Here is a 23,297-nt window from a genome sequence, read left to right as displayed (position 1 = left end):
TTTCGCTATTCCGCCGCCGCCTTGATCTCCGCCCGTGCGAAATGGGCGGGCGCGAGGCCGGTGTGGCGGGTGAAGGCGAGGCTGAAGGCGCTGGAGGAGCCGTAACCCACGCGATCGGCGATCGCGGCCACCGGCATCTGGCCTTGTTTGAGCAGGTCCTTTGCGAGGATCATCCGCCACCGGTAGAGATATTCCATCGGAGGCACGCCCATGGTGCGGCTGAAACGGGCGAAGAAGGACGAGCGCGACAGGGCGGTGAGATCGGCGAGTTCGTCCACCGTCCAGGCGCGGGCGGGTTCGCGATGCATTGCCCGGATCGGATCGGCGAGCCTCTGGTCGGCGAGACCGCGCAGCAGACCCGGCGCGGAATCGGAAGCCGCCGCTGACCTCAACGCCTCGATGAACAGTACTTCCAGCAAGCGTTCGAGCACGACATCGCGCGCCGGACGCTTCGACAGCGTTTCGTCGCGCACCAGCCTGGCGAGCGATGCAAGCCGCTCGTCGCCGTGCACGACCACGGTTTCCGGCAGCAGCGCAACCAGCAGCGCCGCGTCGGGCGACCCGAAGACGCAATGGCCGACGAGATACTGGCAGTCGACAGGCCCCTCTGCCCGTCCGACCCTGAGCGCGCCATTGCCGAGATGAACCGGCGTGGTCACGATCCCGGCTTCCGGCCTGTCGGTGGCGCTGGTGGTGGTGAAGCCGAAAGAGGACGGCACCAGCACGAAATCGCCCTGGGCGAGCTCGACCTCGTCCCTTCCGTCCGCCTGGAACCGGATCGCGCCCTCCAGCACCAGGGCATAAAACACCTGGCCGGTCTGTTCCCGCCGAATGCGCCACGGACCGGCGCCGGTGACCCATTTGGAATAGGGCGCGCGCGGCTGCAGGAATGAGACGATATCGGCAAGCGGATCTGTCAAAACCGGACTTTCAATGATGTGAACGCGATGCCCCATTATGGTGCGTCCGGATGCCCCTGTCTATATTGGCGTTGTCGGCACGGCGTTTCGTGCCTGTCGTTTTTCACCCATTCAGTTCAGCCGGCAGCGGGCGCATCGGCGCCTGTCGTGCCGTGCGAAGGAGTTCCCATGAAAACCGTTCTCATCACCGGCTGCTCGTCCGGCTTCGGCCTTGAAACCGCGAAAACCTTTCTCGATCGCGGCTTCAGGGTCATCGCCACTATGCGCAAACCGGACACCAGCCTGTTTCCCGCATCCGACAACCTCGAACTGCTGCCGCTCGACGTCACCGATCCCGACAGCATCGCCCGCGTCGTGGAGGCCGCCGGCCCGGTCGACATTCTCGTCAATAATGCCGGCGTCGGCTGGCTCAATGCGCTCGAGGGCTCGCCGGTCGACGTCATCCGCAAGGTTTTCGAGACCAATACGATCGGCGTGATGGCGCTGACCCAGGCCTTCCTGCCGCAGTTTCGCGCGCGCCGCGACGGCATGATCGTCAACGTCACCTCGACGGTCACGCTCAGCCCGCTTCATCTCCTGTCGGTCTATACGGCCAGCAAGGCGGCGATCAACGCATTCAGCGAATGCCTGGCGCTGGAGCTCGCGCCCTTCGACATCGGCGTCCGCCTCGTGCTGCCGGGCCGCGCGCCCGCAACCGATTTCGGCAAGAACGCCGCTTCGCTTTCACCCGATGGCATGCGCATTCCGGAAACCTACAAGGAGATCGCCGACGCGGTTTTCGCTGAATGGGCCGCGGCCCCGGCGGATCTGGTGACCCGGCCGCAGGATGTCGCCGACGCCGTCTATCGCGCGGCGACCGACCCCTCGACGCCGATGCGTAGTCCGGCCGGCGCGGATGCCGAGGCTCTGATGAGCGAAAGCCGACCGGCGCTGGCCTGACCGGAAGAAACGCCGCTACGGGTCGGCATCATCCATCGCGTCGTGCTCGCCGGCATGGACGATCATGTCGGCGACGATATGTTCGATGTGGTGATCGGCAGCCTCGTAATACATCTGCCGCGCCTTTCGGGTGCGCCGCACCAGCCGGGCGCCCCGCAACAGGCGCAAATGATGGCTGACCAGCGAGGGCGAGGCCTCCACCTTGCGCGCGATATCGCCGACCGCCACCGGCTCGCTCAGGCAGGCGAGCAGGATCTTGAGACGGGTCGGGTCGCCGAGCAGCTTGAAGGTCTCGGCGGCCACGGCAATGTCTTCCTGCCCGCCCTCCAGCGCCTGCTCGAAAAGCGCTGGATCATTCAACTGACAGCCCCTCATGCCGGCGCCTGGAGCGGGCAGTCGCCGGGCTGCTCGCCCCACCTGATCTCGATCGTCGCGTGGCGGATATCGTAACGCCTTGCCAGCACCGCCTTGACGCGATCGGCCACGGTTTCGGCATCGCCATCCTGCGCAAGGCTGACTTCTAGGGTCGCCGCCGGCCGGCCCGAAGTGATCGACCAGACGTGGACATGGGCGACATCGCTGACGTCGGTTACTTCGTTCAGCACGTAGCGGCGCAATTCCTCGATCTCGATATTGCTCGGCGTTCCCTCCATCAGGATCTGCGCCGCGCTACGCAGCAGCGCCCAGGCGGCTCGCAGGATGAGTAAGGACATCAGAACCGACAGGATCGGATCGGCCGGTGTCCAGTTGGTGTAATAGATGATCACGGCGGCGGTAATCGCGCCGACGGACCCCAGCAGGTCGCCGACGACATGCAGCAGCGCGCCCTTTATCGTGACGTGGTCGCGGTCGCCCCGCATCAACAGCAGGAACACGCCGATATTGACGAACAGCCCCAGTATGGCGACGACCAGCATCGGCCCCGCCAGCACCGGTTCCGGCGTGATCAGGCGTTCGACCGCCTCATAGGCAATCCAGATGGTGAGCAGGAACAACGCCAGCGCATTGACGAAGCCGGCCAACACCTCGGAGCGCATATAACCGAAGGTGCGTTTTTCATCGCCGCCCCGGCGACCGAAGCGGAACGAGGCCCAGGCAAGCCCCAGCGCCGCCGTATCCGTGAGCATATGCCCGGCATCGGCGATCAGCGCCAACGACCCCGACAGCCAGCCGCCGACGAATTCCGCCACCATGAAACCGGCCGTCAGGCACAGACCGATCAGGACCACACGCTCATTGTTGCGCGAGACGGTCGGCGCGTGGCTGTGATGTCCGTCGCCATGGCTATACGCGTGGTCATGACCGCCATGGTCGTGACCGCCATCATGCCGGTGTTCGTGTCCCTGGCCCTTGCCGGGCCCGCCGCCGCTCTCAGACATTTCAGGTCTCCGCTTTACCCATATGAATATATAAACATTCATTCATACGTCTCGTCAACCCAAACAATCCGCCGAGCAGGGTTGAAGCGAGAACAATGGTCGCATGGCCGGAGACCCGGACTTTCCACGAAACCGGGCGCAGGCGCCGCGCGATGGCGCACCGCTGTGATTGCCCACACCGCATTAAAGCTCGGCGAATGAACGATGAAGTTTAGATATAAAACACCTTGCGAATTATCCGTTTAAATTTACCAGTGATATTGTATAAAATTAAAATCAAGAACAATAATATCGTATAGTTCGCGTTTTATACTTACGTGTAACCCGCCAAAACCACATCTTCGTTGACATTACAAGAAAACGAAGCGGCATCCGTGCGGGGCGAATGGAAGGGGAGGCGGCGCAAGACCGATAGATTCGCCGGCGCGATGGTTCTCTACATCCGCCGGCATCGGTCGGAAGCCGCCGTAAACGTCAGGCGACTCAACCCCGTCACGCCGCACCAGAGTCAACGACGCCGGACGCGCACAGCAGTCGGAGTAGAAACCTGCGCCCCGTCGGCAATGACTGCACGGCAGCGCGCGAGAGGAGCCAGAACATGCAGGACCACGACACATTCCGCAGTGCGGAAAACAATGACCTTGAGGCGACGGTGACGCCGGATGAACTTCTGGACCTGATCGAAATCGCTCTCCAGCTTGCCATGCGGCTTGGCCTGGCCAGGACGGCCAGCCACCTCTTCATGGCCTGCGACACGCTCGGCGCCGCCGAGACAGAAGCGCAGCAATGGAGCGAAAATTCGCATACCGGCAACACCGATGGCGCCTCCAGGAACGCATCGGACGGATGACGCAGGAGAAGATAGGCAATTATCGGCGAAGCCGCGACTGCAGCGCGCAACGAAGCAATAAAACCGTCTCGGATTTCAAGAGCTTGAAATGGTTGGCTGGGGAACCTGGATTCTCCGCGAAATCCTAGAGAGAGAGCCAAATCATTGAAATAAAAACACTAAAACGAGTATCAGCCTGCTACGCTACAGCTCCGTGCAACATAAATGTGATGTGAGCTCAATGCAATGGCAACAAAACGGTCCGGACGGACGACAAAGCCCGGAGTGGGTCTATCAAAGTACATTCGAAAGCACTCTCCATGTGGATTTCGCAGTGATCATCGACAGGCGCGCGGTTTCACCTTGTGCAGTGCGCCCATTTGTTAGACCGCCGGATTTTAGATTTTCCGACTCTGATGACGATAGCGGGCCGGCAGCGCCACCGGGATTATGCAGTGCAATCGGGACATTGTTTCCGATCGCCGAATGAGGACGATCCTCATTGTAGTGTCTACACCAATCCTCCAACTTTTCGCGCGCATGCGCAAGGGACATGAACCACTTCGCGTTCAGGCATTCCGAACGCAGCTTGCTGTTAAAGGCTTCGATGAAGCCATTGTCGGTCGCTTACCAGGCCGCGAGAAGTCCAGCGTAACCTTGTTCACATAGTCCCATAGATCGAGGTCGCGGGAGATAAATTCGCTGCCATTATCCACCCGTATCGTCTTCGGGTCTAGGCCGTAGACTCGTAACGCTTTAGCCATATTCGCACAGAGAAGAGCTTGATTGCTGCAAGATAGTTGTCGGCTCGCTTGTCTTAACGCGTTGCAATTCCACGCGCTTCTTTGATGCGGTTGAAGAACCGCTCGACGAGGTTTCGATAGCGATAGAGGAACGGACTGAAAGCGCAGGTCCTTTTCCGGTTTCGTTTCGCCGGGATGTTGGCGAGTGCCTTCGCCTGGTTTGCCGTGACGCGGATGGCGTCGGTGTCATAGCCACGGCCAAAAGCGTCGCCCCGGCATGAAGTCTGGCGAGCAGGTCTTCGGCGTAGCGACAGTCAGCATGCTGCCCTTCCGAGAGGCGAAGATCAATCGGCAGCCCGTCGGCATCAAAGAGAGCGTGGATCTTCGTTGTCAGGCCACCTCTGGAACGTCCCATGCTTCGATTGGCGCCCCCTTTTTACCGGTGGCGCCATGCTGATGCACGCGAACACACAACGAATCGATCATCTGAATATCGCCGACGAAGGCGGAAGAAATCGCTTTGAGAAGGCGATCCCAGACACCAGCCCGCCGCCAGCGGACAAAGCGATTATAACAGGTGGTGTGAGGACCATAGCGTTCCGAAACATCAGCCCACGGGCTGCCGGTGTGAAAGCGCCAGAGTATGCCGTTGATCACACGGCGATCATCAACCCGTGGCACGCCGCGGCTGTTGTTGGGCAGAAGCGGCTCGATCACCGCCCACTCGAAATCCGTCAGGTCAAAACGTCAGTGCATCAATGGTCTCCTTTCCTGAGACCATTGAATCAATCCACCGTGCCCATGTGAACCCCATTTATGGGGTTACGACCTAATCCCGGCCTTGCGGGAAATCTCCGCTACAGGCACATCGTCATCACCCTGCTTCAGTATAAACGCCTTCTGGGCGTCCGAAAACTTCGATGCCTTCATCTCTTCCACTCCTTCTCCCAGCCGGGAGAATACCGCGGAAAACTCCAACATCAAACGGTCCAGTTTGCAGGGGATAGAGAACCCGCTTGATCAAAACGGATACTCTAGAATTTCAGGTCGAGACGAGCGGATACATCCTGGGATGTATACCCCTCGCCGAAGAGGCCTGAATAATAAAGGCCAACCGAGAAGTTGTCCTTGGGTTTCACCTCCCATCCCAGACTAAAGATGGCCTGATCCTTTGCCACAGGAGCGCCATAGACACTGAACACATCACCACCAATGAAGTTGAGCGCTTCGTTCGGATCTATATCGCCATAGGCATGGCGCCAGCCGATTGAACCCGACACCATGCTGGCGATGCCGTTGATCTCGCCTTCGTAATCACCTCGCATACCGATCGTGGTAAAGCCCGTGCTCATATCCGAGGTTCCGTGGTGAAGTGCGGCACTGCCGCCGGCTTCGGTAAAGTCGTCTGACTGCTGATATATCCATGCGGCATCAGCATAAGGTGAGATGGAGAGACTATCAGTCACTGCATAGTCGTACTCAACAGCGCCGAAAATCTGGAAGGTCCCGGCCATGTAATCGGCACTGGTGCGGTCCGAATAGCCGGTGAAGGCGATTGAACGCGATGCCGACATGTCGTGCCACGTGTAGGCGGTACCGAAGTCGACCCCGATATTGCCGAAGACGCCGCCACCGTAAACACCTGCCGTATAGTCGTTACTAGTCCCTTCGGAATTCAGCGCATCAATCTCGTAGCTGGATCGGCCAATGCCGAACAATGCCCCAAAGCGCATATTGCCGAATGCGCCGACATCCGCACCGAGGAATGTACCACCAACCGAACTGCTAATATCCGACGTTTCACCTACGGCTGAAGTATCGCTCCACGAACCGTAGCCGTTGGCCCATACCGCCAGACCGGCATTATCTTCGCCGAAAAGTCTGAACGGGCTGTCGGTCGTATCGGTTGAAGCCGCATAATTCTGGACCACAGACATGGACTGGTCGTCACTGTCGCGGAATGCATTAAGGACGCGTCGGTTTATGGCGCTCCGGACATAATAGCTGTTCATCACCATCGTACCGTTGACGGAGGAGTAGAACTCTCCCGTTAGCTGGTTAAGGGCCGAACCGCGCTCGTCGGCAGGCAAAGCCTGGACTGCCTTGTACAAAGGATTATCTGGGCCAAGGCTCTTTAGGCCGTTACCTACATTGTTTTCGTTGCCCGAGAAGCCCGGATCGTTGAATGACGTGACCGGAACCTGAGTGATCGACAGGTAGACGGTTGTGTCGGTATATCCCACCGTGAGCGTCATATCAGCGATATTGGTCGCGACGGTATCGAAGCCTTCGGTTCCATCACCGTTTCCGTCCTGAAGCGTCATGCCGCCGCTAGCGCTGATGATGGTGTAGACATCGCCTACCGTATAGGTTTCGCTCGCGTTGGCGACGACGCTAATCGTGCCACCGGATATCGTGACCGCACCGTTCGCATTTATGAGGTCGGCCGAACCACTTGTGTCGATGTTGGTAATGATGGTGGATCCGTTCGCAAAGCTGATGCTGCCGGTCGAGAGCGCGGCGACAGTTTCGTTATCGCCGGCGCCAATTGAACCGCCAGAAGCGATAGTGACATTGCCGACGGTGCCGGTGCCGCCGAGGCGCCCCCCCTTGACAAGAATGTCACCGGCAAGCGTGCCGCCGACCTCAAGGTTGCCGGCGCGGATCTCGCTCGACCCGCCGAAGGACGAGTAGTCGCCGTTAATTTTGGTAGTGCCGTTGCCCATCTGGGCGAAAGTGCCCTCGCCGGAAAGGCCATTCTCGAAGGTGTAATCGTCGGAGCGGAAGACGCCGAAGACAGCCCCTTCATCCACCGTGATATCGCCGCTCACCGAACCGGTTGTGCCACCATCACCAATGGCGAGTGTGCCGAAGGCCACTTCGGTACCCCCACTGTAGGTGTTGTCTCCGGCCAAATAAAGTGTGCCGAGATCCGACTTTATCAATCCCACCCCGTCGCCAGACAGTGCCGAAGCGATCGTTGCGCTTGCATCCTCCTGCACACGGATATAGGCCTCGGTGCCACCGATTGCCCCGCGTAGCGTGATGCCATCGCCCTTGACTGTATAGCCGGACGTGACGAACTGCATACCAGTGGTTGAGACGGGTCCGCTGCTGTCATCGACGGTGGCTATACCGGCTGTTCCTTCGAAGATGGCGAAACCGTAACCGTCAGAAGACCAGGCGGATGCCGTATTGCCACTGGCGCTGGTCCAGTTGGAAGCGCCGCTTGACGCTGTCCAGATGCCACTACCACCGACAACGCCACTTGAGGAAGCATTGCCCGCTGAGGAACCGTTCCAGAAGGTCACCTCCTCGACCAAGAGATCGACCTCATTGTCGACGCTGGTATCGATCGCATAATTGTAGGTGTAATTGCCGGTATTGACACCCGTGGCCTCAAGCGTGTTGTCCGTGAGGTTACCGGTATAGCTCATCAACTCATAAACGCCCGGCCCGTAGACCGGGGCGCCAGAGAGCGCAATAGTGCCATCGAGCACGAGATCGCCGGTGATGGTAAAGATCGGCGCATCGGAGAACCCGTTGCCGTAGGCAGCGTTGATGCGCGACAGGGACGATAGCGACAGGCCTGACGTGTAGACCGATGTATCGGAATAGCTGACATTGACCGTGGCGTTGTCGGCGAGCGACAACGTTCCCCCGATAGAGATCGCATCATCGGCCGTGAGGCTTGCGCTGGCAGAAACCGACACCGAGCCACCGATATTTCCCTGCAGATTGAGTACGCCGCTGGCAACCGTCGTCTTGCCGGTGAAGCCGGAGTTGTCGGCGGTAAGCGTCAATTTTCCAGCACCTTTCTGCTGGAAATTGCCGAGACCCGAAAGCGTACCGCCGAAGCTCACGTCGTCGGAACGATTGAAACCAAGCGAAGCGTCAGTAGCGATCGCGATATCCCCGTCGACCGAACCAGACGTGCCGCCATCGCCTATGGTGAGTGCGCCCTCCGCTATATCTGTGCCGCCTGTATAACTGTTGTCGCCCGTCAGGACGAGCTCACCCGCGCCGGTCTTCAGCAGGCGCACATCGCCGGAGAGAACCGAGGCAATCGTGGCGGTCACCGAAGCCGGCATTGCGTTGCTGCCGCCAACATTGATCTCGCCTGTGGCATCCATGGTGGAGTCGGCGAGGACCAGCCCGTCACCCTGGATAAGGTAGCCATCTGTGGAGAAGGTCATGCCGCCGACATAGATCGTGCCGTCCGCACCGGAGACGTCGACAGTGCCCTGAGCGCCTTCGAAAACGGCGTAGAAGCGCTGCTTCCAGCCGTTTGCCCCCGAACCATCGGCGGTCGTCCAGTTGTCGGCTGCCATGCTCGCCGTCCAGGGCCCATTGCCCCCGGCAATGGGAGCGGGACTGCCATTGCCCGCAGATGTCCCATTCCAGTAGGCGTTGGCCGCGCTGCCGATGGCAATCGCCACGCTTCCGGCCTCGCTGGTATCGAGGACGACATGGTTGCCGGCGGCAACATTGATTGCTCCGATCATCATCCCGTCATAGGTCGCCGTGTCGGCGGGATTATAGGCAATCAGGTTGTAGACACCATCGCCCAGTTGGCCGACGCTCGTGACGTTAACCGTGCCGCCCAGTGTCACGCCGGAAGCAACATTGAAGATCGCAGCCATGCCGGCCGTATCGAGGCTGGCCGCTATGAGCGCCCCGGGGGTGCCGCTGCTGGCCGATGCAAGTACCAGACCTCCCATTGACAGGGCCCCCGCCTGGCTACCGGCAAGCGTCGCACCGTCGTGGATGGTGACAATACCGCCAATCTGGCCGCTCCCCGAAAGGCCTGCGCCCGAGAGTACCTCGACCGTGCTTGTTGAAGAACCGAGTATCCCGCTTGCGCCGACTACGACGCGGCCCGCTTCCACGCTTGTCTTGCCGTTGAAGCCGGAATTGTCATTGTCGATCGTCGTGACGTTCCCGCCAATGAAGCGCACCGCACCGGAGCCACTCAAGACGTTGGCGAAAGTCAGATCGTCAGAACGGTTAAATGCCAGCTTTGCACCGGCGTTGACGTCGATATCGCCCACCACCGAGCCAGACGCACCGCCATTGCCGATCGTCAACTGTCCGTTGGCGACAACTGTGCCACCGGTATAGCTGTTCGATCCCGTGAGGATGAGTTCACCAAGGTCCGTCTTTTTCACACCGGCATAGCCTGAAAGCTCAGAGGCGATCGTGGCCCTGAAACCGGTGCCCGCGCCGTCACCAACACGGATCTGGCTCATATTGCCGCCGGTCGAACCTGTAAGCGAAATCGAATCGCCCTGGATCGTATAGCTGTCCTTGGCGAACTGCATGCCGCCGGCGATGATGACCGGCCCGGTGGTGCCGTCCACCGTGACAGTGCCGGCATTGCCGCTAAAGATGGCAAAGCCCTGGGTCAGCCAGGCATCGGCCGCCGTTCCGGTCGCATCGGTCCAGTTGGTTGCCGAACCATCGGCAGTCCAAGTGCCGGTACCGCCGACAATGGCGCCGCCACCGGAGGCGTTGCCATTCCAGTAGGTGTAGGCAGCGGAGCCAACGAGAAGATTTACCTCATGATTGATGGAGGTCTGGACCGTGTAGGTGTCGACGCTTGCGTTGCTGACCGTTTCGAGTTCAAGACCATTGTCAGTCAACGAGCCGCCATAGGTCATGATACGGTAAGTGCCGTCGCCGAAGTTCGGAACCCCGGTGATATCGAGAGCCCCGTCAAGCGTCAGGTCCCCTGTCATCTGGATCAGACCCGTCGCCGTGCCCGAACCAGAAAGCGACACATTAACGATTGAGGTGTCGTTGAGCACGAGACTTGCCAGCTTCAGTGCGCTGCCCTGTGCCGCCGTGATCGTGCCGCCATTGTCGATGATCGTGGCACCGCCGGTTCCCGAACCGGTCAGCGTCGCGCCATTTTTGATCTCGATCGAGCCGCCGAGCGAACCGGTGAGGTTGAGGGTGCCGGCGACAATTGATGATGTACCGGTGAAGCCTGCGCCATTGCCCGCCAATTCCAGCGTTATGCCGCTTTGCTTGGTAAAGAGGCCAGCGCCGTCGATGGTCCCGGAGTAGGTTCCGTTGGAAGCGAGGTTTTCGATGAATTCGCCAGTGGACCTGATTGTCAGACTGTCCGAGATCGCCCCGTCGTCGACGCCGTCGCCAAGCTGAAGCTTGCCGGCGGAAACGATGGTCTTGCCCGTATAACTATTCATGCCGGTCAGGACCAGCGTGCCATCACCTTGCTTGTCGAGACCTGCAGCTCCCGTAAGAGCCGTGGCGATCTTCGCCGTAAAGCCGCTGCCGACTTCCATATAGGCGGTATTTTCGGCTGCGCCGGCCTGGAGCGTCAACGCCCCGCCGCTCAGGACATAGTTGTCCACCGAGAAGATCAAACCGGATGTATTGATTGCTCCATATGTGGTGTTATCGACAACGACATCTCCACCGGTACCGGCAAAAGAGGCGATACGGCCCTGTGTCCAAGGATTATGATCAGCGCCCGCCTGGTTGGACCAGTTCTGATCGGAGCCGCTGGCAGTCCAGGTACCGGATCCACCCGCAAGCGGGCCGGCGCCGGACGTGATGCTGCCGTTCCAATAGGTTCCGGAATAGGTGGCTGCGCCAACAAGCAGGTTAACCTGACCGACCGTGCTCGTATCGACGAAGACCGGCTTGACGGCATCGAGCGTGATCGACCCAAGCGCGAGCTTGCTGGCATCGGTTGCCGCGAGAGCCGCGCCGCCATAGGAAATCATCGTGTAGGTGCCGTCAGTCAGCGTTCCCGTGACATTGAGCGTACCGCCAAGGCTGAGGTCGTTGCCAACCGCAATCCCCGCTGTCGTCGACGGCGCCGCATCGGCGACGATCGAAAGAACAGCGCCGGATGTCGAGGACGTATAGGCCGCCAGCGAAAGGTCGCCGCCGATCGTGATCTGGTTCCTCTGGTCACCATAAAGCGTCGCGCCGTCCTGCAGCGTGACATTCCCGCCAACCGTCGCATTGGCGCCGGAAAGGCTCGCTCCGCCAGCGACGGAGACATTGCCGCCAAGACCGATGGCGACATCAAGTGAGCCGGCATTGACCGAGGTCGATCCGGCAAAGGCCGTATTGTCAACGCTCAGCGTCAGTTTGCCGCTACCCGACTGTGCCAGAATGCCCGAACCGGTGATCGCACCGGCAAAGCTGATGTCGTCGGACCGCTTGAACACGAGCGATCCGCTGGCAATTGCGACATCGCCGGAAATAGCCCCCTCCGTGCCGCCAGCGCCAACCTGAAGCGTCCCGCCATTGATCGAGGAACCGCCGGTATAGGTATTGGTCTGGCTGAGGATCAACGTGCCGTCGCCGGCCTTGTTCAGCGTCACATCGCCGGCAAGCTCCACATCGATGATGGCTGTCGCGGTGGAAGCCACCGTGATCGTGGTCGTTGCCGCAGCCGTCGCGTCGTAGAGTTTAATGACATCGCTGCCGCTCAGACCCGTCAAGGTATAGCCGTCAACATCGAACGTCATGCCGGATGTGATGATATCGCCAGCAGAACTATCGATCTGCACTGTCGCGGTGGCCGTATCGGTGGCAGAGAATACCGCAACGCGCGCATCCGGCCAGGCCGAGGAAGACGTACCCGTCTCATTTGCCCAGTTGGAAGATGCCTGATCCGCCGTCCAGATACCGCTGCCGCCAACCACGCTGCCCAAGGGGCTGAACGTGGTGCCGTTCCAGTAGCTGTAGGTGGCCGAACCGACGAGAATGTTGACCTTGCCAAATGTCGAAAGATCAACCACGGCAACCTTGCCACCTGTAGCGATCGACGAGATCGTCAGGTCTGTCGCCTTGCTTGCGCCAAGGCTACCGCTGTAGTCGATCAGCGTATAGGAACCGTCGGAGAGCGTGCCGCCGGTAACGGCAACCGAGCCGCCAAGTGTGACATCGCCGGTGCTGACGAGCCCGGCCATGCCGGCAGAGGTTATGACCGCGTTGATGGTTGAGCCTGTTCCGCTGGAGGTGAGCGTCAAGTTCCCCGCCGTCAGCACATCACCCTGATTGACATTGAGGGTGCCGCCATCGCCGATCGTGAGGGTCCCGCCAAGCGACGAGGTTCCCGTCCCGCTCGAAGTTCCGGTGAGTGTGCCGGAGACCGACATATCGCCGCCGAGAAGGCTTGTATTCCCAAGCGTCAAGGTCGTTCCCGACGCGACCGATGTCGTTCCGGTGAAGCTGGATGTGGTGGCGTTGTAGGCAAAGCTGCCTGCACCGGTCAGCCCCAGAGCATCGCCGCCCGATATCGCCTGCGACAGGGTGAAGGTTGCGCCGTTGTCGGCCAGAAGCGTCGCGCCGCCGGTACCGACAGCGAGCGTGCGGCCAAGATCGAGGCTTGCAGTGGCTTCAAGCGTGGCATTGCTGCTGATCGCAACACCGCCCGTGGTTGCGCCGAGATTGTTCTGAGCGCTGATCTGGACCGTACCGCCTGCGATCATGGTGCCGCCCGTATAGGTGTTGGGCCCGCTCAGCACAAGCGTGCCGTCTCCGATGAAGGTGAAACCACCTGAAGTGGCCGCAACCTGATCGGCGATCGCGCCGGTCATCGTCAGGATCTCACCGCTATCGGTCGTGATTGTGCCGTTGCTGCTGGTAATCCCGACATTACGGGCAAGTGTCATGGTGCCGCTGGCATAGAACGTCCCGCCATCCAGGATCATCGTGGAAGAGGCGTTGCCGAGCACATCGGCGCTGACCGAAAGCACGCCAGCGCTGATCTTGGTGTCGCCGGTATAGTCATTGCCGCTCGCAGTCAGAACCAGGGTGCCGGCACCGGTCTTCACGAGGCCGGCATCACCAGAGAGCGCGACATTAATAGTCGCCGTTCCGCCACTTGCACCGTCGTCGACGGCGACCGTCGCGAAGTTGCCCGAGACCGACCCTTGCAGCGTGAGCTTGTCGCCGGCACTCTGGCCATCAAGCGTATAACCATCGGTATGGAAAATCAGACCGGACGTATATATGGCAGTGGACGAATTGACCCTGACCACACCTGCCGTGCCTTCGAAATAGGCGACTGTTCCCTGCCCCCAGGACGCACCTGTCGAACCCGCCTGGTTGGTCCAGTTGGTATTGGCGCTACCCGTCCAGACGCCGCTGCCGCCGACAACATAGCCCGGGCCGCTCGAACCATCGGTCGATCCGTTCCAATAGCTGTAGGCGCCGTCACCGACCAGCAGATTGACCTGTCCAGACGTTGCAGTCGAAACAACGACGACGAGACCGGAGGATTCAATGCTGCCGAGCCTGAGACGACCGGCGTCAGACGCATTCAGCGCCGGACCGGCATAGGTCATCAGCGTGTATGTGCCGTCCGTCAACGAACCCGTGACATTGAGTGTACCGCCGAGCGTGAGAGCGCCCCCCACATCTATCGCCTCGGAAGACGGAGTGCCCGCGGTGATGGAAAGCACCGTACCATCCGTTCCAACCGTAAAGGTATTGAGCGTAAGGTCTCCGCCAATCGTCAGCTTGGAGGACTGGTCGGCGATCAGTGTGGCGCCATCGGCAAAGGTGACATTGCCACCGACCGTACCACCCTTGCCGGAAAGCGAGCCGCCCGCGGCCACGGAAACCGCCCCGCCAAGCATGCCAGTAACGTCAAGCACGCCGCTTGAAATAGTGGTGTTGCCGGCGAATGCCGATGAATCCTGCGTCAGAGAAAGTGTGCCGGTACCCTTTTGAACAAAGGCCCCCGTCCCCGAGATCACGCCGGAATAGCTGACCGCATCCGAACGGTTGAAGGCAAGCGTCCCAAAGCCTCCAATCGCAGCATCAGTTGCGATCGACCCCGTTGTTCCGCCATTGCCAATGGCAAGCGTACCGCCGGTGATCTTCGTCCCACCGGAATAGATATTGTTCGCCGAGAGAATCAGCGTTCCGTCACCCTGCTTGTCAAGTGTCAGCGCATTGCCAGGCGTGTCTTCGAGGACAATTCCGAACTCTGCAGACCCCGCCGCCGCTGTAACGTTGAACACGCTGGTCTGGGACGCGTCAAAACTGTAGAGCTGGACCGTGTCAACCGCGGCACGACCCACGAGCGTGTAGCCCGACTGGTCGAATTCCATGCCGGTGACCACAATCTGGCCGCTGGTATTGTCGACCTTGACCTCGCCGCCGCTGAGACCGCCGAAATAGGCGTAGCCCTGGTTCTGCCAGGCACCGGGTGTGGCGCCAGAGGAATCCGTCCAGTTCATCTGGCTATCGGACGTCCAGGTCCCGGCGCCGCCGATCACGGATGGGCCGCCTGAGGTCGTAGTGCCGTTCCAGTAGAGATAGGAAGCCGTACCAACAAGCAGGACGACATCGCCCGCTCCGGCGCCGGCCGCAGCCGTTTCCTTGAGCCGATAGGTGAGACCACCGGTATTGATCGAAGCCGTGGTGATGTCGCTTACGGTACCCGTAAGACCGGTGTAGCTTATCAACGCATAACTGCCATCGGTCAAAGCGCCCGCACTGTTGACGGTCAGGCTGCTGTCAACGATGGTCACCCCGCCGGCGGCAAACAGCGGCGTCGCATTGGGCGCTGTGTCGAGCGTCACATCAAGCAGCGAGCCGCTGGCAAGCGTCAGCGAACCAAGCGTAAACTGGTCCGTGTAACTACCCGCAAGCTTCGCGCCGTTGCTGATCGAGACGGCCCCGCCGAGCGAACCAGCGCCGGTCAGAGTGGCGCCGTTTTGCACCGTGGTCGTGCCTGCAAAGCCGCTGGAGCCGCTGGCAAAGTTGATCGTGCCCGCGGCGATATCGAACGTGCCTGAACCCGCCAGAATGTTGTCGAATGTAAATGCGCCATTGGCATTGAGCTTGAGCGTCCCGGCACCAGCCACATTCACTGTCTTGCCGCTGGCGAGAGCGCCATTCGTCGTTCCGTCGCCAAGCTGTAGGGTCCCGCCCGAAATCGTCGTGTCGCCATCAAACGTGTTGTTTGCGGTCGAGATCACCGTGCCCAGGCCGGTTTTGGTCAGCCCCCCCGCACCGCCAATCCCGCTGGATATGGTGTAATTGTCGGCTGCAGTCGATGTGTCGATCGTTCCGTTGGACGCTGTGATCATGAAGCTGCGCGCCGTGGAAACGCTGCTGCCAGACACCGAAAGCGTGCCGCCGTCAAGCGTCACGCTGCCCGTGCTAGCACCAAGATTGTTGTCGGCGGAGATGGCGAGCGTGCCGCCCGACACTGTCGTGCCGCCGGTGTAGAGATTGGTATTGCTGAGCGTCAGTATCCCGTTGCCGTCCTTGATCAGAGCACCGGTCCCGGAAACAACGCCGGTAATACCGTAATTAAACGTGTCGGCAACATCGATCTCCCCGCCACCTGTGCCGAGCGTGAAGGCACGGGCCGTGTCGAAGGTCCCGCCGACCGACAGGATGCCGCCGCCCGAAAGCGTTACGCCACCGCTCGCTGCGCCAATATTGTTGTCCGCGGTGATGGCGAGCGTGCCGCCCGACACTGTCGTGCCGCCGGCATAGCTGCTGTTGCCGGAAAGCGTAGTGGTTCCGGAGCCCGTCTGCTCCAGCGCACCGGAGCCTGATATAGCGCCGGAATAGCTGACATCACCGGTCAGATCAAAGATCAGTTCGGACGTGGTGGCTGAAAGCGTGAAGCCGGATGCCGTCAGCATGCCGTCGGCTGTCCCATTGCCAAGTTGCAGCACGCCGTCGGAAACCGTCACCGCACCGGTATAGGTGTTGGCGCCGGTCACAATCAGCTTGCCGGAGCCAGCCTTGGTCAGTGTGTCGGACCCGGAAATCGCGCCGGCTATGGTCAGGACGTCGCCCGAAGCGGAAACGCCGACAGTGCCGCCGCCTGTACTGATGAAAACGTTACGCGCTGTATCGGTCGCAAAGGTGCCGCTTGTCGAAAGCGTGCCGCCTTCAAACGTCAGCGCACCAATTTTATCACCGAGAGCGCCATCCCCCGCGATCGCGAGCGTTCCGCTCTTCAGCCTCGTGCCGCCCTGATAGGTATTGGAGCCGGAAAGCGCAATCACGCCCGCAGCAGAGCCGTCGACCAGCACACCCCCGTTGCCGGTGATAGCAATCGCGGACGAAGCGCCAGTCGTGTAAGGCGCGAAGGCGAGCGTCGCGCCCGCATCGACCTTGACCGAACTCGTCGCGCCGAGCGTGCCGTCAGCGCTCGACCCGTCACCGATCTGGAGAATGCCGGCTTCGACCGTGGTCAGGCCAGTATAGGTGTTCGGACCCGTCAGGATCAAGGTGCCGTTGCCGCGCTTCGTGATGTTGTTGGCGACGGTGTGCGTGGCATCCTTGGTTGTACCATCGACAATCACTGCCGATATCGTTGCAATGATTCCTGCATTGTTGACCTGGATGACGCCCGTCGTCAGGGCATATGGACTGATCGACAGGACGCCCGGTCCCTTGATCGTGTAGCCGTCGGTCTGGAATTCCAGTACATGGAAATCGACGCCGTGAAGGGTCGAGTCACTGTCGTCGACCGTCACAACGCCGGCGGAACCGGCAAAGATCGCCTTCGAGCCACCCCAGCCGACATTCGTGCTCGTGTCAACGTCGAGCCAGTTATGATCGGTGGTGTCCATCTTCCAGGTGCCGTCGCCGCCGACCACCGTGCTACCCGAGGTAGTAATGCCGTTCCAGTACTGACCATAGAGATTCTCGGTATCCAGCACGACCGCATAGAGTTCATTGCTGATGTCGCGCGTGCGCAGATATCCGGTGGCATCCGAGCCGTCGACCTTGAGATTATAGCTGCCGAAGGTTGTGCTCGTCGCGCTGCCATAGGTAAACAGCTTGTACAAGCCCGTCCCGGACGTAACGCCGACGCCGAGCGTAATGTCAACGGTCAGTGCGCCATCCGTGGTCAGATCGCCTGCGACGGCCACCAGATCCCCGCCAATCGCGTTCGTAAGCTTGGTGTACTCGAAATAGGAGCTCGAAGCCGAGGTCAACACCAGGTTGCCCGCCACCGAAAGCGTTCCTTGATTGCTGGTTCCGCCATCACCTGCCGCAAGCGTTCCGCCGCTGATCGTCACCGTGCCGGTCGAGGCTGTGCCGACCGTACCGGTGCCCGAAAGCGTGCCGCCCGCCGAAACCGTGACTGTGCCGCCAAGCGTGCCCGTGACATTGAGCGCGCCGGCCGACACCGTTGTGGTATTGCCATAGCTCGTCGACGTGCCGGCGAGTGTCAGCATGCCAGACCCGGTCTTGGTCAGATTTCCGGCACCGCCAATGCTGCCATTGACTGTCAGCGTGTCGCCAGAACCGACATTGATCGTGCCATCGCTGCTGCCCATCACAAAGCCGCGCGCCGCGTCGGTCGCGAAGCTGCCATCCGCGGAGAAGGTGCCGCCGTCGAGCGTCAGCGTCGCCGAAGTCGCGCCAAGCGCGCTGTCGTCGGCGACCTGTAGCGTGCCGGCGGAAACGGTGATGCCGCCCGTCAGCGTGTTGGCATGAGAGAGGACGAGGATGCCCGATCCGGTCTTCGTCAACGTGTTCACCGCAGTGACGCCGTCATCGCCGCGCACGCCGTCAGTGATTTCGACGTCGACCGTCGCGGTGGCTGCGTCGACCTGGATTGTGCCCGTCGTCAGGCTGTAGGGCGAAAGCAAGAGCTTTCCGCCGGTTCCCGTGGAAAGCGTGTAGGTGGAACTGTCGTCGGTGGCAGAGAATACCAGCATGTCGAACGACTGAGCACCCTCAACCGTGACAGTGCCGCCTGTCGCCCCCTGGAAACGGCCAACCGACCCACCCCAGACCGTATCGGATCCGCCGGCCAGCGTTGCCCAGTTCGCGTTGCTCGAATTCCAGGTGCCCGTTCCGCCCTCAAGACTGCCGGTGTTGCTTGCCGCACCGTCCCAGTACTGATCGACCTGGCCATTGGCGTTGGTTATGTAGAGCAACACGCTGTCGCCGGTCGTCGCCACGCGGTAGCCGGCGACCGATGCGCCGGTGAGGTTCACGCTGTCAAAATTCGTGCCCGTGATCGATCCGGTAACCGAATAGAGCGTGTAGACGCCTAGAGTGCTGTTGGCGAGATTGGCAGTCAGTGCGCCGCCGAGCGTGAGGCCGCCGTTGACGATGACAAGGTCGTTGTTCGAACCGCCCACAACATTGACGGCACCGAGATCAAAATGGCTCGCCGATGTGGCGGTTGACAGTGCAAGATCACCGAGGATGGTGAGCGTCCCGACCGTGCCGCTGCCACCTTCGCCGGCGGCAAGCGTGCCGCCCGCACCGATGGTCACCGTCTGCCCGGAAGTTCCGACGCTGCCGCCGCCCGAAAGAACGCCGTCCGTGACCGAATAGGTGCCGGCGAGCGTCTTTCCGCTCTCGACATTGAGCCCGCCGCCGGTAACCGAAACCGTGCCGGCATAGGCCGACCCGACGCCGGTGAAATTGGTAAAGCCGCCGACCTGCTTGATCGTCGAATTCGCCGTCGAACCGCCGGTAATCTCGATACCGAAGTCAAGCGGCGTGATGGCGGTCGCAGTGTGGTTGAAAACGAGCGACCCCGTGCCCGCACCCGAGCCGAAATCGATCTCGGCGGTCGAAAGCGTACCCGCACCAGCCGCGCCGCTTCCCGCAGCGGCGCCGATATTGACCGTGCCGCTCGCCCCCGCCGTATCGGCGAGAACAACCGCGCCGGTTATCGTGGCGGTGCCGCTTTCCGTCAGCGTCAGCGTGCCCGCGCCGGAGGCGCCGACATTCAGTTCACCACCGACCGTCAACCGGCCTGCGCTCTGCGAAACGGTGACGAGGCCGGTCGTTCCAGTCTGGTTGCCGAGCGTGGCATCTCCGGTCACGGCCATCGTGCCGCCATTGACGAAAAGCGTACCGTTGCCCGAACTGACGCCAACCGTCGTATCGCCGACGAGAAGGCTTGCAGTCTTCAGCGAGTTGGAGACTTCAAGCGTGCCGCCATAGACCGAAACCGTGCCACCAAAGGAAGAGCCAAAGCCGGTATATCGGGTGTAACCCGCGACCTGCTGAATAACACTGTCGGTGCCAGAACTGTTGACCAGCCGGGCCGAAAGCGTCGCAGGCGAAGCTTCGACGTTGGTGTGGTTGAAAATTAACGTACCTGAGAGACCAGGCGTAAAATTGATTTCCGGTGTGTCAATCACGCCAGCAGCGACAGCGGCGGTGTTTACGTCAGCACCGATGATCAGCTTACCTGTTCCGCCGTTCAACCCGAAGACAATCCCGGTATTCGGCCCAGCACCCGCACGGATTTCACCGCCATCAGCGACGGTCACCGTCCCCGGCCCGCGTGTCGCGATTAAAAGGCGGTTGCTTGTCGAAAACAGGGAATTTTCGCCCGTTACCGTCATGCTTCCCGTTGCGCCGGCGTCGTTACCCACATTAAACGTCGAGGAGGCCGTTGTTACGACGCCGCCGGCACTGATATTCAGCGCACCTTTTCCGCCAGTGCCGTCACCGATGGCATGTTGACCGCTCCCCGTAAACTCAAGCTCGGACCCGGCGCCCGTCACGTTGAAAGTCCCGGTGCCACTCGTGCCAATCTCGATCACCCCGCTGGAGGTCCATGTGGAACCACCCGAAAGGGTAACGGTGCCCTCGGTCGAGGCAGCATAGCCGACAAAGATATTGCCGGAGGTGATGGTCGAGCCATTGTTTGCCGTCAGCGTCGATCCCGTTGAACCGGCATTGGTACCGACATATATGACCGAAGTGGCCGTCAAGGTGCCGTTGTCGAGCGTCGCGACAGCCTTTGAATTGTTTCCGATATAGATATTCTCACCGGCGGAGACAGTCGAACCGCCAAGGACGCTGAGCGTCGCCTCCAGCGAGCCAACCCCCTGGCCGACAGCAATACGGCTTGAGGTCGTGAGCTCCCCACCATTGTCAACCTTGACGCTTCCGCCATTGACATTGAAAATGTTTCCGTTGAACGTCGCCGCGGAACCGCTGACCGTCAGCGAGCCATTGTCCGTTCCCGCCGCTGCGCTGACCGTCGTTTGTCCAGTCACCGTCATCGTGCCGGTGACCGTCAGCGCGCCGGTGCCGGTGCCGAAGCCGATCGACGAATCGCCGACGGTGAGCGCACCCGCCTTAAGACTATTTGTAACCGTTAGGCTGCCGCCATAGATCGTAAGCTTGCCGGTGTACAGGCTGCCATCGCCGGTATAGGTGGTATCGCCTGCAACATGCTGTATGGCTGCCGAAACACCGCCGCCGCCTTTTATCAGATCGTCCAGCGTATAGGAGCCGCTGTAGTTGAAGATAAGCAGTCCGGTTCCGACGCCAAAGCGAATTTCCGTGGTAGAAATGGAGGCATCGACCGTAGCAGTCGCCGCCTGGCTATTGTCGACCTTCTCACCGAAGATGAGCGTCCCGGAGGTGTTAGCGGCACCACCAATGGCGATAGCGCTGTTCACCGTGATCGTGCTCGTGCCTGAAACAACCAGCAGGCCGGACGAGCCCGTCGCTCCATAGCCGACATTGAGCTGACCACCGGTGGCCTCCAGGCTGGAGCCATCGATCGTGATGGTTCCGGTGCCGGCGCCGAGGCTGTTATCGCCACCAATAGAAATAATCGAACCGGTTACGGTGGCGCCGCCGGAGAGCGCGAGTGTCCCCTCCCCGTTATAGCCGGCATAGATGATGCCGCCCGCGGTCAGCTCTGCTGAAGTGCCACTGACATTGACAGTACCAACCGTACCAGTCTGATACCCGATCGTCGCGGCCCCGGTCACGGTCATCGTGCCGGAGACCGTCAGCGCGCCGGTGCCGGTGCCGACGCCGACCGACGTGTCACCGACGATGAGCGCGTCCGTTTTAAGGCTGTTGGTAACGGTCAGGCTGCCGCCGTATACGGTCACATTACCTCCAAAGGCGCTGCCATCGCCCGAATAGGTGGTGGTTCCGGCGATATGCCGGAAATAGGAACGCGACGACGCGCCCCCGCTAATGTCGAAGCCGTAGCTGCCGCTGCCCATGTAGTTGAAAACGAGCGTACCCGTTCCCGAGCCGAATTTCAGGTTGTCGGTCGCGATCACGCCGGACGTCGCCGTCGCGCCGGCGCTGACGGCGTCGCCAACCAGCAAGGTTGAATTGGAAGTCCCGGTATTGGCGATGATGATCGACCCGCCGCTGGCGCTGTTTTCGACCTTGCCGCCGTTCGCGACTGTCAACGTCGCCGAGCCGACATTGCCGATCCGGAAATCATCGTGAGACGTGGTCAGAAGCGAATCGGCGCCGGTGACGGTGACGTTGCCGGTCCCCCCGGGCCCATTGCCGATCAGGATCTGGCCATCCCCCTTGACGCTGCCGCCGGCCGAAATCACCACGGTGGCGGCACCCGCTCCCCCGATCGCCAGGTTGGTCCGCCCAGTATCGACGGTCATGTCGAAAGTCGATCCGGCGCCGTCCACTGTCACGCTGGAGGTCGTTCCCGTAGCGCCGGCGAGCGCAATTGCCGCTGTGCTTGTTCCGGCGTCGATGCCGCTCACGACGAGCTTGCCGCCATTCTTGACGGTGATGTCTCCGGCGCTCGATGCCGTATTGCCGGTGACCAGCGTTGTCGCAACCGTCATCGTGCCGCCATCAAGTGTCAGCGCCCCGCTGCCGGATCCATAGGTATTGTCGCCGACAACGAGCGCCTTGGCGCCAAGGCTGTCGGTCACCTCAAGCGTGCCGCCATAAACCGTAAGGTTGCCGGCATAACCGGAACCGTCGCCTGTATATTTCGTGTAACCAGCAATATGCAGAATGTTCGAGTTTCCCGACGCCGAACCGGTCTTGATCAAAGAAGAAAGAGTAAAAGGATCCGCCTCCGTTCCATCATGGTTAAATACCAGTGTGGCCGTCGACAACGAGGAATTCGACAGAGCAATTGTGCCGCTGCTAATCGCGCCAGGCGCGCTTCCCGCCGCCTCACCGGCAGCAGCCCCAATATTCATGGTGCCAACCGTAGTCACCGAGTCTGCAGAGTATCCGATAGTTATATTAGAAGCGATCGATGCGCCATCAGATATAGTAAAGACACCCGTTCCGCGGTAGCCGACGTAAAGAGTGCCACCACTTATCAACGTAGTTCCTCCACTGGCATTCAGAGTCCCATATGTATTGCTATATTGCGAATCGCCAAGGTCTATCCAGTCGACAATTGTCAACGTCCCGCCTGTCATTGTAATAATGGCAGGAGAAGCCGAACTACCGTAGTACAGCTGGCCGGCCGTGCAAGCATCGCCGTTTACTATATTCACGTTAGACGAATAGGTCGATGTCACGCTGCTAAATCCGCACGCGGCCTCGGCGACCTCCGGGGTTGCCAGCATCATGCCCATCATCAGCGAGCCGGCAAGGGCGGAGCCGCCAAGCAGGGCGCGCATACCGGGCCGGCGCCGCCTGCCCTCCATGCCTGCCGCCTGTTCTTTCTGGTTTGCGATGACACCGCCAATGCTGATTTCGAATGCCATGGAATTCCCCACTCCTGCCGTTGCCTCGTAAT

6 protein-coding genes and 2 pseudogenes are annotated in these 23,297 nt (G+C 60.7%); 2 read left to right on the top strand and 6 right to left on the bottom strand.

The window, feature by feature from the left end; all coding sequences use genetic code 11:
- Window positions 1-5: 5 nt before the first annotated feature.
- Entirely contained in the window at window positions 6-920 is a 915-nt protein-coding gene (locus Mame_RS05995; RefSeq protein WP_018065121.1) for an AraC family transcriptional regulator, read from the bottom strand.
- 168 nt (window positions 921-1,088) lie between these two features.
- Between Mame_RS05995 and Mame_RS05990 the strand changes: the two genes are divergently transcribed.
- Entirely contained in the window at window positions 1,089-1,859 is a 771-nt protein-coding gene (locus tag Mame_RS05990; protein WP_018065120.1) for an SDR family oxidoreductase, read from the top strand.
- Between the two features lie 15 nt (window positions 1,860-1,874).
- Here the strand turns inward: Mame_RS05990 and Mame_RS05985 are convergent, their stop codons facing one another.
- Window positions 1,875-2,219: an ArsR/SmtB family transcription factor gene (locus tag Mame_RS05985; RefSeq protein ID WP_018065119.1), complete on the bottom strand. Its 345-nt coding sequence runs from the start codon at window positions 2,217-2,219 to the stop codon at window positions 1,875-1,877.
- A gap of 11 nt (window positions 2,220-2,230) precedes the next feature.
- Entirely contained in the window at window positions 2,231-3,238 is a 1,008-nt protein-coding gene (locus Mame_RS05980; protein WP_018065118.1) for a cation diffusion facilitator family transporter, read from the bottom strand.
- 598 nt (window positions 3,239-3,836) lie between these two features.
- On the opposite strand from Mame_RS05980, the gene Mame_RS05975 reads away from it, so the two are divergent.
- Window positions 3,837-4,088, top strand: a complete 252-nt coding sequence (locus Mame_RS05975; RefSeq protein ID WP_018065117.1) for a hypothetical protein — start codon at window positions 3,837-3,839, stop codon at window positions 4,086-4,088.
- A gap of 426 nt (window positions 4,089-4,514) precedes the next feature.
- On the opposite strand, the pseudogene Mame_RS26555 reads toward Mame_RS05975, so the two are convergent.
- The 3 genes and pseudogenes from Mame_RS26555 to Mame_RS26550 form a co-directional block, all read right to left on the bottom strand.
- Window positions 4,515-4,798, bottom strand: a pseudogene (locus Mame_RS26555) (integrase core domain-containing protein); the annotation flags it as partial.
- Between the two features lie 2 nt (window positions 4,799-4,800).
- Window positions 4,801-5,548 (bottom strand): annotated as a pseudogene (locus tag Mame_RS05965) (IS5 family transposase).
- Between the two features lie 296 nt (window positions 5,549-5,844).
- Entirely contained in the window at window positions 5,845-23,265 is a 17,421-nt protein-coding gene (locus Mame_RS26550; RefSeq protein ID WP_155122035.1) for an autotransporter-associated beta strand repeat-containing protein, read from the bottom strand.
- Between the last annotated feature and the right edge of the window lie 32 nt (window positions 23,266-23,297).

The sequence above is a fragment of the Martelella mediterranea DSM 17316 genome, from assembly GCF_002043005.1.
In the GTDB taxonomy this organism is placed as follows: Bacteria; Pseudomonadota; Alphaproteobacteria; order Rhizobiales; family Rhizobiaceae; genus Martelella; species Martelella mediterranea.
Note: the sequence above shows the minus strand (reverse complement) of the source record. Positions and strands in the feature narration are given on the sequence as shown.